Here is a 14,748-nt window from a genome sequence, read left to right as displayed (position 1 = left end):
CGTTTACGGAATCTAACGCCCGCCGGCCGGCCGATAAGGCAGATCATGAATCTCCTGATGGATGGCGTTGGATACGGCGTTGATGATCGCGGGCGCGCTGGGAACCAGAGCGCATTCGGAAAGGCTTTTAGCTCCGAAGGGTCCGGTCGGCTCGTATTCTTCAATAAAATCCATTTGGATACGGGGCATCTGGGTTGCATTGACGATCTTGTATTTCCGGAAATTGCTGTTGGTGCATTTACCCCTTTCATCAAAATTCAAGCTTTCGTAGAGAGCGTAACCCATGCCCATTTGAATGGCTCCTTCCACCTGCCCTTCGCAGCTGAAACGGTTTACCACCGTGCCAAGATCCTGTACGGCGATATAATCGGTCACTTCCGCAACGCCGCTTTGGCGCTCCACCCTTACCCGTACGATATGCGCGCCGTAAGACCCGGGGCCGCCGGGCGTAGGATAAGTATGGGTCACCATGATTTCCTGATGGGTTACGTTTTGCGCATGATCCATCACTTGCGGTAAAGATACGGAGCGACCGCTCTGCCAAGAACGCACTGCGGCATTCTCTAAAACCAACTGACCCTGGTCTTCCTTCATCAGTAAAGCGGCTTCGGCCAAAATACGCGCTTTGACCTTTTCCGCCGCCTCTTTCGCGGCGTAACCGCCGATAAACGTGCCCCGGCTGGAGAAATCCCCCAAGGCCCAAGGACAGGTATCCGTGTCGGCGGCCACGACATCCACCATCTCCCACGGTAAATCAAGCACCTCGCAAACCATTTGCTTTTGCAAGGTCAAAGCCGCCTGCCCCATTTCATGGGTACCGGTATAGAGGATACAAGAACCGTCGTCATGCACTTTAATGATGATCGAGGTCTGGTCGGTATGGGCGCCGTAAGCACTGTTGCCGTGCATGCCGATGGCCAAGCCCTCGCCAATCAGGTATTCGCCGTTTTCGTCATCAAGAGGCGGCCAGTTTTTCTTCAGTTCCAGGGCCCGCCTTAAGCAATCCTTCGGGCGGGGATTACCGATGGGCTTCTGGTTGCGCGGGTCCACCCCGTCCGGATCGATCAGATTCTTCATTTGCACTTTAACCGGATCTATATTTAGCGCTTTTGCTATTTTTTGCATTTGACATTGCTGGGCAAAATAAGCCTGCGGCGAACCGTAACCGCGCATGGCTCCCGCAATCGGCAGATTGGTATACACCGGTCTACCGATAAAACGCATATTGGGTATTTTATAGGATCCGAATACTTTATTGCTCATCGCTTTAATCACATTTGAAGCGCTGGCGGCGTAAGCCCCGGTATTGGTGATTACCTTAAAATCCTGGGCGATGATGGTGCCGTCCTTCATCACGCCGGTCTTGAGATACGTGACAGAGCCGTGCCGCGTACGGGTGGAGATCATGCTCTCCTTTCTGTTATAGGTCAGTTTGACTGGCTTATGGCAGAGGATGGCCAAAGCGGCGGCCACCGGTTCTACGATAGCCTCGATCTTACCGCCGAAAGCGCCTCCTAAAGGCGGGGCGATCACTCTGACCTTACTCATAGGCAATTGAAATATTTTCGACAATACGATCCGCTGCCCGAACGTATTTTGGGTAGACGAAATGACCGTTAATTTACCGGTAGCGCCGAAATCAGCGATAGCCGTATGAGTTTCAAGGGCCGCCTGATGTACGGGAGGCGTCGTATAACGGTCTTCGAAGATATAATCGGCCTCGGCAAAAGCCTTGTCCACATCCCCGGCATTTTGTACTACCTCCAGGGCCAGGTTACCTTGAGGGTGGATGGGATAAGCGCCTTCCTGCACCGCTTCTTCCCCATCCAGATAATAGGGTAAAAGCTCGTATTCCACCTTGATCAGGCGGATTGCCTTTCCGGCGATTTCCAGGCTATCCGCGGCGACGGCCGCCACCCGATCGCCGACAAAACGTACCGTCTGATCAAAGATCCTCTCAGTCAGAATAAGAGGATCCTGTAACAGAAACCGGGTGGTACTGTTATATAACACCTGGGACGTATTACGGTAAGTCGCTACGGCGCGCACTCCGGGCAAGGCTTCCGCCTCTCTGGTATCGATAGCAACGATGCGGGCGTGCGGGTGGGGGCTAAATAAGACCTTGGCATAGAGCATTCCGGAAAGTTTCAGATCGTCCGTGTAACGGGTCTGGCCCGTTACTTTTTGCGCTGCGTCTATCACAGGGATTTTCTTACCAAGATATTTATAAGCGCTCACTTTTCTCCTCCTCCAATAGCCGGGCGGCATATTGTATCGCTCTGACAATTTCCACATAACCGGAGCAGCGGCAGAAATTATCCTTGATCGCCAGGCGTATCTCCTCTTCACTGGGATGCGGGTTGGCGTCCAGCAAAGCCTTGGCCGCCATGATCATACCGGGAGTACAATAACCGCATTGCACGGCTCCGCAATCAACAAACGCCTGCTGGATAGGGTGCAAATGATACCCATCCGACAACCCTTCAATGGTTTCGATGTTCTTGCCCACGGCATTGACGGCGCGAATCAGACAGGACTGCACCGCCCGGCTGTCTATGATTACTTTGCAGGCCCCGCAGTCGCCGGTATTACAACCGCATTTGGTACCCGTGAGATCCATTACTTCCCGTAAGACATAGAGCAGCGTCCACGAAGGATTGACGCTTACTTCCCTGTCTTCCCCGTTAATATGTAAGAGAATTTGTTCCATTGGTATCCTTCCTTAATTTAAAAGATTAATTTACTCACAAAAACAGTCCTTATTTCCGCAGCGCGCCGATCAGCTCGCTGACTGCGTCAATTCTATGCTCTTTTAAATACCTCTCCAAATCGTCAATGATCGTCAACATATTCCGGGGATCGATGAAATTGTTCATCCCTACCGCCACTGCTGAAGCGCCCGCCAGCAAAAATTCGATGGCGTCGGTGGCACTCGCGATGCCGCCCATGCCGATTACCGGTATCTTCACGGCCTGGGCCACCCGCCAGACCTGATATAAAGCGATCGGTTTGATCGCCGGCCCGCTCAGACCGCCGACGATATTTCCCAGAACCGGGCGCCGGCTCTGGATATCAATGGCCATGCCGGTGGGGCAATTGATCAGTGAGACCGCCTGAGCGCCGGCGGCTTCCACCGCCAGGGCAAATTCCTCGACCGCTGTGACATTAGGAGAAAGTTTGATGATCAGCGGCAATTTTGCCGCCTGCGCCGCCGCTGCCGTCACCTGGGAAGCCAGCTTGACCGAAGTACCGAAGGCCACTCCTCCTTCATGCACATTGGGACAGGAAATATTCAATTCAAAAGCTGCCACACCCTCGATATCATTCAGCCTTTCCACCACTTCCACATATTCTTCAATGCTGCTGCCCGCCACATTGACGATCACCGGTACGTCAAAACGGCGTAAAAAGGGCAGTTTATCCCGGATGAACACCTCGATCCCAGGATTCTGCCAGGCGATGGAATTCAGCATTCCGGCTGCCGTTTCCGCCAGCCGGGGAGGGGGATTGCCCGCCCGCGGCGCTAACGTGACGGATTTTACCACGATAGCCCCTAACCGGTTGAGATCGATAAAATCGGCGTATTCCTCGCCGAACCCGAAGGTCCCGGAGGCGGGCATAATCGGATTTTTTAAGTGAAGTCCCGCTATATTGACACTCATATCTAAAGTCATCAGAATACTACCTCCTCAACAGCAAAAACCGGCCCGTCGCTGCACACATTTTTGTATCCGATATTGCCTGCAGAATCTTTGATCCCCACCACGCAGCCCCGGCAGGCGCCTACGCCGCACGCCATTCTTTCTTCCAGGGAAACATAGCAAGACAAATCAAGAGCAGGAGCCATTTTGCCGATTCCTGCCAGCATGCCCTGGGGACCGCAGGCATAAAGGCAATCGACGGTATTTTGGCTTACTAGATGGGGTAGAATATCAGTAACGAAACCGTGATGCCCGAGGCTACCGTCGTCTGTAGCAATATGTAACACAATCCCCAGGTCTTTTAATTCTTTTTCCAGTAAGAGCCATTCTTTATTTTTAGCGCCCATCAGCATGATCACTTCGACTTGTCTTAAACGCAGTTCCCTGGCCAGGCAAAACATGGGAGCAATACCGATGCCGCCCGCTACCAGCAGGACGTTCTGATAGCCGGGCTCAATCGGAAAACCGTTTCCCAATGGGCCCAGGAGGTCGAGGGACTCCCCCCCTTTTCGTTCCGCCAGCCAGGCCGTACCGCTGCCCTTGACTTCAAAAAGCAGTTCCAGGCAGCCGCGGGAACGGTCGATACCATGAATGCTGACAGGACGTCGCAGCAGATGCCGAAAACCGTCTCCGCACTTGATATGAATGAACTGCCCTGGTTGGGCAATGCCGGCAACAGCCGGTACTTCAAGACATAGGTGATAATAACTTGCTTTGATCCGGCGATTCGTTAGAATCGTGCCTTCTGTCTGAAACAATTGTATACCCCCAATCTGTAAATAAAGCAGGATATTTAAATATCATGATGAAGTATTTTAGGTAAAACTATTTACGGCTTATTGAATTTTGGAATATTCCTACCAATACCACTAATTTACTCCCTATACATCACTCGAAATTTTATCTTTTGATTTTATGATGATCGGATTTATGATGATCGGACAATGCCCAGGGGAGGTAGCAATATGTCAGTTACCGTCAAGGAAGCATTATCCACCGATATATTGCGCAATACTAAGATCATTGCCGGCAGAGAAGGACTAGACCGGCAAATTCTTCATGTCGCCGTCATGGAGGTGCCCGATTATATTCATTATCTCAAAGGCAATGAGTTTATCCTTTCCAGCGGTATAGCGCTGCCGCAAACCGTTCCCGAACAGATTGATTTTGTCAAGCAACTGTCCGAGAGGAGTGTCGCGGCTTTAGCCATCAAAAGCAAGCGTTTCATGGAAAGCATCCCGCAGAAGATGATCGATACCGCCAACCAATACCACCTGCCCTTGCTGGAGCTGGCTCCCGATGTGCTTTACCGGGACATCATGCAGACTTTATTTAAAAAGATCATCGACAGAGATACCTCGTTAAACTTGTTGAAAAGCGCTTCGGAATCCATCATCAGCGGTTCGGATATGAAAACGATGCTGAATTCATTCAGTGAACTGATCCGCCAAAAAAGTATTATCATGAGCGTAAACGGTCAGATTTTGGCTAAGACAGCCGTCAATATTTTTTCCCAGGAGGTAATGGAGGAAAATATCCGCGAAAGCATCAAAGCCATGACGGAAGAGTCTAAAAATGAACCGGTTTTTACCCCGGCTTATGAGATCTACCCTTTAATCATTGAGAACCACACCGAAGGTTATCTGATCCTTGCCAACAAAACGACCGCCGGAGCCGATAAACTGATTTCGGCCAAAGACCGGCAAACCATACTTAAGAGCTTTATTACCAGTCTCGCCTTACAACTGTATAGCTATAAAACGCTTCAGAATATCCAGCATAACCAGAATATTAATTTCCTTGAGGATATCCTCTTAGGCTATTTGCATTCCGAGGCGATCGCCGCCCAAAGAGCCAAAGCCATTGGATTTCCCCACAGCGGGCTGTTTCAGGTTGCCATCGTCTTTGCCCCTGCTGAAGATCAAAATCTTTTAAGCCACATGCAAAAGATCATTACACAGAATACTGCGGCTGTTAATCTTAGCGAAAACATTAAAATGATCGCCGAAATTTACCATAATAATGTAGTCCTTCTGCTCCATGCGGACCCGTCGGACCACATCAATCTCCATTCCGCCGTTTGCCAGATCGGCGGGACCATTGCCAGCCTGGTCAAAGAAGATATCACCGTCTGCGCCGGCGAAATAAAAAGCCGGTTAATCAATATCCACTCCAGCTATAATGAAGCGATTGAAACCAAAGCGCTCATTAACCGGCTCCCCACCAAAAACAGGTGCAATTTCTTTTCCGATATGGGCATATCGCGGCTTTTGTTGGATATTAACGACGATCAAAAACTAAAGTCCTATATTCCCAATTATCTGTTTACCCTTTTAAAGTATGATCAGGAAAATAATACCCGACTGATGCACACTTTGGACGTATTATTGGAAAACGGCAATAATAAAAACGAAACCGCCCAGGATTTATTCATCCATGTCAAGACCTTACAATACCGGATCGACAGGATCAAGGCGATCACCGGCCTCAACTTCAAATCGGGAGAGCAGCTTTATAACACCTATCTTGGCATCAGGATTATGAGGATCCTCAATATGATCGCCGAGGCATAGCCGCACGGCTTACACTTGGTATGTGCGAACCCGATCCGACTTCGCAGTCGGCTTGAGCCCCCGGGTGTCGGTTTATATCCGGGGGACCCGCCATGCCTAACGGCTAAGCAGACGGTTTAAGCAACAGCTTGTTTTGTTTTTCGTCTATATTTTATTTAAGGGCCGCTGCCCACAGCGGCCCTTAAATTATGTTGAGGAGCCTTCTTTCTCTTCTCCTTACAGGTTAACCGCCATAGGCTCGGTGTTCCGATCGGTTTTCTTTTTCTGGAACAGCTTTAAAATGATTACTATGGCAAACACGCCAAGGCCGATCAGATTGAGACCATAATTCGGTACGAATAATAAGAAGGTGGCGATACCTAAGATAATCCGATGATACAGTTTGTTGTCGCTAATAAATACGGGCGCTATGGTAAAGGACATAGTTATTACCCCGATCGTGACAAATAATAAAGTCATCGGAATCGATGCGCCGGTCAGCTGCAATAATAATTCCGGACGATACGCAAAGACAAAGGGAATAATATAAGCGCATAGGGCGAATCTAAACGCGATCCAACCTGTTTTTTGCGGTTCCGAGCCGGCAATTCCAGCCGCGGTAAACGCAGTCAAAGCGACAGGCGGCGTCATCGTCCCCATGGCCGAAAAATAGACAATAAACATGTGCGCGCAAATTAAGGGCACGCCGATAGAGATCAAACCGGGAGCGCATAAGGAGGCGGCCAGTATATAGGTCGGGGTAATGGACATTCCCAAACCAAGGATCAGCGTAATAATAGCCGTCAGAACCAAAGCGAGCATGATTGAGCCATCGGAAAGGATCATGAGAGTCGAGGTAATTTTGGCCCCTACCCCGGTCAAAACAGTCATCCCAATGATGATGCCGGCCCCTGCGCAAGCCACGCCGACCATGATCACGTCCTTAATTGATTTGTCCAGCACATTCAGCAACCCTTTGAATGTGATCCGTTTTTTCCCGCCGATTAATAAGGAAAACACCAAGATCATCAGCGACGCTTCGGCAGCCGCCCGGATCGCGGTATACCCGACCATGATTCTGTATACCAGCCAGAACATTGGTACAAAGAGAGTTATTGCCTTGGGCAACCATTCCATACCCACACTAAGCTTCGGCAGCAGATCCCTGCTCATGCCCCTTAAGCTGTATTTGACCGCCACGGCGTCAACCGCAATAAATACAGCCAAAAAATATAATAGACCGGGCACAATACCCGCAATCATCACATCCCGGTATTTCCAACCAATAATCTCGGCCATCACGAAAGCAACCGAACCCATAACCGGAGGCAGGATCGTGCCGCCGCTAGCGGCGGCCGCTTCGCAAGCCGCGGCAATATGGGGAGGATAACCGGCTTTTTTCATAGCGGGGATGGTAAAATTACCGGTAGTTAACACATTAGAAATCGGGCTGCCGGAGATGGAGCCAAAAAGGGCGCTGGAAACAACAGCCACTTTGCCCAGACCGCCACGGAAATTACCGGCAACTTTGGTCGCAATTTCGAAGAAGAATTCCCCTACCCCCGTTTCCGTCATGACGGCACCGAAAATGCAAAAAATGAACACATAAGTTGCGGCAGTCCCTACCGATGAACCAAAAATACCGCCGGTGGTCATAAACGACATTTCCGCGACCTGATTCACATCAAACCCGGGACTGCCAAATAATCCGGGTATATACTTGCCAAAAAAGGGGTAAAGCAAGGCAATCACATCCACCCACATCAGAAGCGGGCCCACAATCCTGCGCGTGGCTTCCAAAGTTAAAAGAATAGTTATAACGCCGAAAAAATAATCCAAGGGCTGTAACGCGTCAAAAAAAGCATACCTCGTAATAAACCGTTCGCCGTTGGCTACAACATAAATGCCTATCGCCAAACATAGTATGGCGCACACAATATCTCGAACCGGAATAGGTTTGGCGGGATCCTCTCCGGGCATGGTATACCAGATAAAACCGAGCGCTAAAACACCGGCCACAAACACACTGCGCAGAATAATTAAATCAGGATAATACACCAAATTACTGTAGAGCAGATATAAAGCGAACACGATCGCAAAGTACCGGGAAACCATTTTCCATCTCTGGCCCAGCTTGCGCTTTTCACCGCTCTCTACAAACAGGTTTTTTAAAATAGCTCCCATCATCTGACCTCCTTAATGGTAATGCCCGGGGAGAGAGGAAAGCGGCTCTCCCCGAGCAACGAACGATTAGATTATAAAACGCCGGCCTCTTTGTAATATTTTTCAGCTCCAGGATGAAGCTCCACCCCGCTGCAATCGGCCAACGCTTCAAGGGTCAGGCCGGAGAGGTTACTATGGACTTGTTTCAAATAATCAAGATTCTCCCCCAGAGCCTTGGTAATCCGGTAAGCGGTTTCATCGTCCATATCTGCATTCACAATTACCAAAACCTGAGTCGCAAAACTCTTCTCATTTTCCTTCATAAAATCATAGTTGCTCTTATCGATCTCAAAGGGTTGGTAGCCAAATTGATCGCACATCTGATCGGCAACCCCGCTCACATCAAGCATACGCAACTCTTTGTTGGTAGCTACTTCCTGAACAGAGCTTGTGGGTACAATGGTCAATGTTCCAAAGACGTCGACCCTGTTATCCATCATCATCTCTGAGGCTTCTCCAAAGCCCTTGTAGATAACGGATCCACCCCAGGCCTTAATATCATCATAGGTAATTCCATACTGTTCAAGCATTCTTCTCATGGTCAATTCCTGAGTAGAACCGTTTTCATCAACCGCGATGCGGATCGGCATCTTGTCTGCCTTGATCTGCTCAAAAGACAGAATTTTGCTATCTGCAGCCACAAAAATCTGAGCGGCGCTGCTATATAATGCGGCAATGGCCTTGACCCCGGGATAAGCTTGTTTGTACGGTTCAATGCCCTGGGTAGCGGCATTGACAACAATACTCTGACAGAAAGCTAAATCAGCCTTATGATTGAAAACAGTAACAGGATTGGCGACTCCTTCGCCCGGTGTTAAGGTAACCGTACCGCCTTCTCTGCGGATACATTCGCTGATACCGCCGCCAACTAAATCCCAGGTACCGCCGCCACCGGGATTAGCTCCCGCAAAGAGCAAATTAAACGGCTCGTTTGAGGCGGTTGATGTAGCACTATCCGTAGATTGCGTGCTTCCCGACTGGTCAGGCGCCTTTGAAGCGCAGCCAGCAAACAGTAAAGATAGAGCAACAAGTAAAACCAACAAGACTCCTAAACAACTAAACTTTTTCACCATGGGATCCCTCCTTGAATGTTTTAAATTAAGATTCTTTTGTGAATTCGCCCTTATGCCCAATCCAGATCTTTGGCTTTGATTCTGGCCCTTACTTCCTTAGGCACGTTGATCTTTTCCGCAAAAGGTCTATCCATCGGTTTGGTAGCATCGATAATCAGCTTTGCTCCTACGCCGTTGATAACGGCCGAAGGATCCAAGGTGCCGCCTCTGATATTACGGATAATCTGTACGTTTTCATCCGCCTGGGCCCGGGTATTGACAGCCCACCAAACATCGTTTTCATTAAACGGATCGATATCGCCGTCTGTCACGACTACCAGTTTCAATTCATCATGATAGGGGAAGGGGGTAATGGCGGCTACCATCCCTTCCCCTTCGGCCATTTTATCAATAGAGATATAGGCACTGAAACGGCAGCAACCGGAAACCGGGAGATGGATCGCTTTCGCGGTAGGCACGGCCAATTTAATTAAATCAAATAACCCGCCTTCTTTCGGGATGCCGCCGATGATCGCATGGTCGAGACGTCCCGGCATAATATTCAGATAGATCGGTGATTTTCTATGGGTGATCGCCTTTACCTTAACGATGGGCGCCCATCTTTGCGGACCGTAATACCCGGTAAATTCACCGAAAGGACCCTCGGCATCCATCTGATCAGGGAGCATCTCACCCTCGATGACCAATTCCGCATCAGCCGGCACCAGCAATTTATCGCCGTAAGTCTCCGAAGGAACCAACCGCAAAGGCTCATTCAATACGCCGCCGATGACTTCGTACTCATCGTCTTCCATATCGACCAAGGCTTCCGTACCCAAATAAAATCCGGGGTGGTGGCCCACCACATGAGCCACCGGCAACGGCTTACCCTGCGCTTTAGCCCTCTGCCAATAATTCCAGAGATGCCGGGGAGAAGAATAAAGCCCCAGCTCATTTTTATTACGAACCATTTGGCGGTGATGGGAGGAATTATAGCATCCCGTATCCGGATCGGCGGCGATCACGGCGTCCACCAGAAAAGGATGTCCGTCCATTTCATGGTGGGTCAAGATCGGCAAATCATACAGATCCACGTCGTCTCCGGTAATCACCACTTCTTTGACAGGCGCCTCTTCTTTGGAAATTATCACCGGTTTGATCCGGTGCGCCGAAAGCTGGGCAAACCGAAGGCTGGTTTCCATTTTCCATTGTTCTGGCGGCAATCCCAAGGCCACCGTACATTTCTGGCGGCTGGCAAAGGTATTGATCGCCACCTTGAAGCCGCTGTCTACGCCTTTATTATTTTTGACATGATTAAAAATAATCATCGGCGTCTGGCCCTGCTCCATTAATTCTTCCGCAATGGCGGAGATTTCAAATTTGGGATCCATGCAGGTATTTACATACTTGATATCACCCGGGATATTCTTTTCCATATCGGCAATAAAAGTCCGTAAATCTTTAACCATGGCCTTACTCCTTTTCCTTTTTTTTAAACACCCCAAACAGGAATTACACCGGTCATTCAGGCACCCATTTTTTGATTTTGATAATCCAGGGCAGCCTCAATGATCCGCTGATATCCTGTACAGCGGCAAACATTCCCGGCAAGCGCTTTCCTTAACTGGTCTTCTTCCGGATCAGGATTTTCCATAAGATAGGCCCAGGTCGTTAAAAGCATTGCCGGCGTGCAGTATCCGCATTGCACTGCTCCGTGACTAAGAAAAGCCTCTGCTAGCTGTTTCAACTCTTTATTCCGTTCCAAATATTCGATGGTGATAATCTCTTTTCCGCCGGCCTCCACAGCCAGCATCAGACAGGAGTTGACGGGACGCCTGTCCACCAATACGGTGCAGGCGCCGCAATCGCCGGTACCGCAGCCTTCTTTGGTACCTGTTAAGTCAAGCTCATCCCGGAGAAAATCGACCAGACGCCAATTGGCTTTTACATCGGCGGTCAATTCCTCACCGTTAAGTTCAAACGTGATCGTTTGCTTCATCTCATTCGCCCTTCCCTCTTTTATCCGGCCTGCCGTAACAATTGAGCCAAGGAGCGTTCCACCACTACCTGAAAAGTCTGAAGACGGTATTCCCGGCTCGCCCTGGCGCTGGTGCGCGGATTGGTGGCAGCGGTCACCAGGCGCCCCGCTTCACTGAAGTCTATTTCCCCGGTCTGTTTATTTTTCAGATATGCCATCGCTGATCTTGCCAGGATCGGTACCGGTCCGCCTCCGCCTACCGCAATGCCGGCGTCCGCTATGATGCCGTTATTGATCCTCAATACGGACGCCACGCTGATCACAGCTATTTCCATGGCGTCCCTCGTGCCCAGCTTGGCATAAGAAGAGAAAGTATCTTCGGATATAGGGATCTCAATCGACGTTAAGACCTGGTAGTTATTTAAGACGGTTTTTCCGGCTCCCAGCCAGAAATCCGCAGCGTCGACTTTTTTATCTCCTTCAAAATCGCGGTAATGCAGCTTAGCGCCTAAAGCGAGAACCGGAGAGGAGGTGTCCGCAGTAGGCAATCCGTTGCAGAGATTCCCTCCGATCGTTCCCCTGTTTCTGACCTGCCAGGAACCGAGTTCACCCGCCGACTGCGCAAGAACGGCTGCATATTTTCTGACCAACGGAGAATTTTCTATTTCCGCAATCGTCGTCAAAGCCCCGACCCACAAACGATCATTTTTGACGGTAATCCCCCGCATATCGGGTAGTTTTTTTAAATCGATAACCAGCCCCGCCTCTTTTTTCCCTGTTCTTAAGTCGATCAGGAGATCCGTACCGCCTACTAGGTACAGGACGTCGCCAGCCCGCCCCTTAACAATAGCCCAAAGCTCTGCCCAGGATGCGGGAGCAAGATAATCAAAATCCGCCAGAGCCCGCATAAGACCACCTCTTTCCCAAATTGCTGTTGTTTACCAGCTCCAATACTACGGGAGGCGTCAAGGGGAATTTCGTGACGGCTTGTCCTAACAAGCGATATAAACCGTTGGCAATGGCTGCCACCGGCGGGGCGACGGGCGGTTCGCCCAATCCCACCGCGCCATAAGGTCCATCAGGATGAGGATTTTCAATCAGGATAGCCTCCACAACCGGCGCATCTACGGCAGTAGGAAGTTTATAATCATGAAGATTGGTGTTGATTATTTTCCCTTCCTTAAACAACAACTCCTCAAACAGCGCCATACCAACCCCCATCATCGCACCGCCTTCGATCTGCTGTTTGCAATTAAGCGGATTAATGGCCCTGCCAACATCATGAGCCGCATAGATTCTTTCTACTTTGATCTTGCCTGTTTCGGTATCTACGATAAATTGAGCGATATGCGCACAGAACATCCAAAAACTGGTCGGCTTCTCTCCCTGCCCGGTTTCTTTATCGATACCGGTACAACCCTCAAGCAAAGATACGCCTTTACCAATAATATGGGTACAGCCAAGCATCTGCGCGCTGAATAGTTTATTGATGCTCATCTCTCTTTTTGTGGCTGGATGAGATACTTTTTGATTGGCGAAGGTGATCTCTTCTGCCGGACACTGCCATGATTCAGCAGCCATCGCTTTTAATTGCTTTTTGATATCTCTGGCCGCCTCTATGATAGCTATGCCGCCATGAAACGTGCCCCGGCTGGCACTGGTGGTCTTATCATAGGGCGTAATAGAAGTATCCGGTTTATTGACAAATACGTGGCAGCTTGCTAAACCCAGCTCTTCAGCAGCGATCTGATTGAATGCCGTCATAGCTCCTTGCCCCATATCTACTACACTGCAGTTGACCTCGGCGGTACCGTCTTCAAACAGCCTAATGGTCGCCAACGTGGGATAATGCCTTTGACTGGCTTTTTGGGAAGCCGCTACACCGTAACAGCGGTAGCGTCCATCGCCCAGATCTTCAGGAGCAGGAACAGTGCTGTTTTCGAAGCCGGCGGCTCCAGCGGCTTTCTCCAGACACTCTTTGACGCTCGCTATCGACAGCTTTTCACCGGTAGCGTTTTTATCTCCTTTGATGTAAAGCTGTTCCAGGCGGTACTTTAGCGGGTCTTTAGCCAATAATCCGGCTAATTTATCCATGTGGCATTCATAAGCGGTGGTTACCTGAGGAACACCATAGCCGCGGAAAGCTCCGGCTACAGGATTATTCGTATAAATACTATAGCTATCGATGCTGATATTATCGATCCGGTAAGGCCCGGCGGAGACATAACCTGAATTGCGTGTTACCAAAGGCCCGCAATCGGCATAGGCACCGGTATTCCAATAAGATTTTATCTCCCTCGCCACAATGCGGCCGTCTTTTTTGACGCCGCTTTTTATGTATATTTTTACGCCATGCCGGATCACGCTGTTTATAAAATCTGTATCCCGGTCTAATTCCAGCTTTACCGGCAAACCACCTGAACGCATAGCCAAAGCAACGACGATCGGGTCTAGACCCGGGTAGATCTTTGATCCGAAACCTCCGCCAAGAAAAGGAACGGAAACCCTGACTTTATGTTCCGGCCAGGAAAACAAATTCGCGATCTGTTTTTGCATGACATAGGGAGACTGATTGCTTACCCAGATATGAATCAGATCGTGATCTTCTATTTGCGCAACCGTCACATGGGATTCCAGGCAGGCATGATATCCGGGAGCAATCGTATAAGCGTCCTCTAAGATATAGTCGGCTTCCTTCCAAGCGGCTTCCACATCTCCCTGCCGTAATTTAAAATGGTGGCAAATATTGCTCTTTTCCTCAGGATAGATGTAGGAATCATGCTCATAATCACCCAAATCAGGATGCAGGAGCGGTGCATCGGCTGATATGGCTTGTTCCGCATCAAAAACACCCTCCAAAACCTGATATTCCACTTCTATCAGCTTAACCGCTTCTTCCGCCGTTACCCGGTCCACCGCGGCTACCGCCGCTACCGGCTCTCCCCAAAAACGCACAAAATCCTTTGCCAGTATCGGCCTGTCATTGATAACGGAGCCAAAAAGACCGCTGACATCTTTACCACTGATCACGGCGACAACACCAGGAAGCTTTTCTGCCCGAGTAAGATCTATCTTTACGATTTTGGCAAACGGATGAGGGCTAGGGCATAATCCAGCGGTAAGAATATGATTAAACTTCAAATCGCCTGTATATTTTGCAGCGCCTGTTTCTTTTGTCCATCCGTCTACCCGTTTGATATTCTGCGTCACTACAGAGAACTCCGTCATCCTTTACCCTCCTA

At 49.7% G+C, this 14,748-nt stretch carries 11 protein-coding genes; 1 reads left to right on the top strand and 10 read right to left on the bottom strand.

Features of this window, described 5'->3' with window-relative positions; genetic code table 11:
- Positions 1-12: 12 nt before the first annotated feature.
- From DCMF_RS18565 to DCMF_RS18550, 4 genes are read right to left on the bottom strand one after another with little or no spacing between them, the layout of a single operon-like run.
- Positions 13-2,238, bottom strand: a complete 2,226-nt coding sequence (locus DCMF_RS18565) for a xanthine dehydrogenase family protein molybdopterin-binding subunit (RefSeq protein WP_236860061.1) — start codon at positions 2,236-2,238, stop codon at positions 13-15.
- Positions 2,225-2,710, bottom strand: a complete 486-nt coding sequence (locus DCMF_RS18560) for a (2Fe-2S)-binding protein (protein ID WP_148135793.1) — start codon at positions 2,708-2,710, stop codon at positions 2,225-2,227. The genes DCMF_RS18565 and DCMF_RS18560 overlap by 14 nt, the downstream gene beginning before the upstream one ends.
- A gap of 49 nt (positions 2,711-2,759) precedes the next feature.
- Entirely contained in the window at positions 2,760-3,674 is a 915-nt protein-coding gene (locus tag DCMF_RS18555) for a dihydroorotate dehydrogenase (RefSeq protein WP_148135792.1), read from the bottom strand.
- Complete coding sequence (locus DCMF_RS18550; RefSeq protein WP_148135791.1) at positions 3,674-4,459, bottom strand: dihydroorotate dehydrogenase electron transfer subunit; 786 nt, start codon at positions 4,457-4,459, stop codon at positions 3,674-3,676. The genes DCMF_RS18555 and DCMF_RS18550 overlap by 1 nt, the downstream gene beginning before the upstream one ends.
- 207 nt (positions 4,460-4,666) lie before the next feature.
- Here DCMF_RS18550 and DCMF_RS18545 point away from each other — a divergent pair, with 207 nt between their 5' ends.
- Positions 4,667-6,274 (top strand): PucR family transcriptional regulator, encoded by a 1,608-nt coding sequence (locus DCMF_RS18545; RefSeq protein ID WP_214658723.1) that lies wholly within the window; start codon positions 4,667-4,669, stop codon positions 6,272-6,274.
- 216 nt (positions 6,275-6,490) lie between these two features.
- Here DCMF_RS18545 and DCMF_RS18540 read toward each other — a convergent pair whose 3' ends face one another.
- The 6 genes from DCMF_RS18540 to DCMF_RS18515 all read right to left on the bottom strand — a co-directional run bounded on the left by DCMF_RS18540 (position 6,491) and on the right by DCMF_RS18515 (position 14,734).
- On the bottom strand, positions 6,491-8,440 hold the full coding sequence (locus tag DCMF_RS18540) for a TRAP transporter permease (RefSeq protein ID WP_148135789.1): 1,950 nt from the start codon (positions 8,438-8,440) through the stop codon (positions 6,491-6,493).
- 68 nt (positions 8,441-8,508) lie between these two features.
- Positions 8,509-9,549, bottom strand: a complete 1,041-nt coding sequence (locus DCMF_RS18535) for a TAXI family TRAP transporter solute-binding subunit (RefSeq protein ID WP_148135788.1) — start codon at positions 9,547-9,549, stop codon at positions 8,509-8,511.
- Between the two features lie 50 nt (positions 9,550-9,599).
- Positions 9,600-10,997 carry a UbiD family decarboxylase gene (locus tag DCMF_RS18530; protein WP_148135787.1) on the bottom strand — a complete coding sequence of 466 codons (1,398 nt, stop codon included), beginning with the start codon at positions 10,995-10,997 and terminating at the stop codon, positions 9,600-9,602.
- Between the two features lie 56 nt (positions 10,998-11,053).
- Positions 11,054-11,527 (bottom strand): (2Fe-2S)-binding protein, encoded by a 474-nt coding sequence (locus DCMF_RS18525; protein WP_148135786.1) that lies wholly within the window; start codon positions 11,525-11,527, stop codon positions 11,054-11,056.
- A gap of 20 nt (positions 11,528-11,547) precedes the next feature.
- Positions 11,548-12,414 carry an FAD binding domain-containing protein gene (locus DCMF_RS18520; protein WP_148135785.1) on the bottom strand — a complete coding sequence of 289 codons (867 nt, stop codon included), beginning with the start codon at positions 12,412-12,414 and terminating at the stop codon, positions 11,548-11,550.
- The gene (locus DCMF_RS18515; RefSeq protein WP_148135784.1) at positions 12,392-14,734 is read right to left on the bottom strand and encodes a xanthine dehydrogenase family protein molybdopterin-binding subunit; all 2,343 of its coding nucleotides are present in this window, start codon (positions 14,732-14,734) and stop codon (positions 12,392-12,394) included. The genes DCMF_RS18520 and DCMF_RS18515 overlap by 23 nt, the downstream gene beginning before the upstream one ends.
- Positions 14,735-14,748: the final 14 nt, after the last annotated feature.

It is taken from the genome of Candidatus Formimonas warabiya, from assembly GCF_002777255.1.
Taxonomy (GTDB): Bacteria; Bacillota; Dehalobacteriia; order Dehalobacteriales; family Dehalobacteriaceae; genus Formimonas; species Formimonas warabiya.
The sequence above is the reverse complement of the archived record's forward strand: the minus strand, read 5'-3'. Positions and strand labels throughout refer to the sequence as shown.

Coding starts and splice junctions, on each gene's coding strand:
- DCMF_RS18560 (WP_148135793.1), bottom strand. CDS start 2,710: ATGGAACAAATTCTCTTACATATTAACGGGGAAGACAGGGAAGTAAGC.
- DCMF_RS18520 (WP_148135785.1), bottom strand. CDS start 12,414: ATGCGGGCTCTGGCGGATTTTGATTATCTTGCTCCCGCATCCTGGGCA.
- DCMF_RS18545 (WP_214658723.1), top strand. CDS start 4,667: ATGTCAGTTACCGTCAAGGAAGCATTATCCACCGATATATTGCGCAAT.
- DCMF_RS18535 (WP_148135788.1), bottom strand. CDS start 9,549: ATGGTGAAAAAGTTTAGTTGTTTAGGAGTCTTGTTGGTTTTACTTGTT.
- DCMF_RS18515 (WP_148135784.1), bottom strand. CDS start 14,734: ATGACGGAGTTCTCTGTAGTGACGCAGAATATCAAACGGGTAGACGGA.
- DCMF_RS18530 (WP_148135787.1), bottom strand. CDS start 10,997: ATGGTTAAAGATTTACGGACTTTTATTGCCGATATGGAAAAGAATATC.
- DCMF_RS18525 (WP_148135786.1), bottom strand. CDS start 11,527: ATGAAGCAAACGATCACGTTTGAACTTAACGGTGAGGAATTGACCGCC.
- DCMF_RS18555 (WP_148135792.1), bottom strand. CDS start 3,674: ATGACTTTAGATATGAGTGTCAATATAGCGGGACTTCACTTAAAAAAT.
- DCMF_RS18540 (WP_148135789.1), bottom strand. CDS start 8,440: ATGATGGGAGCTATTTTAAAAAACCTGTTTGTAGAGAGCGGTGAAAAG.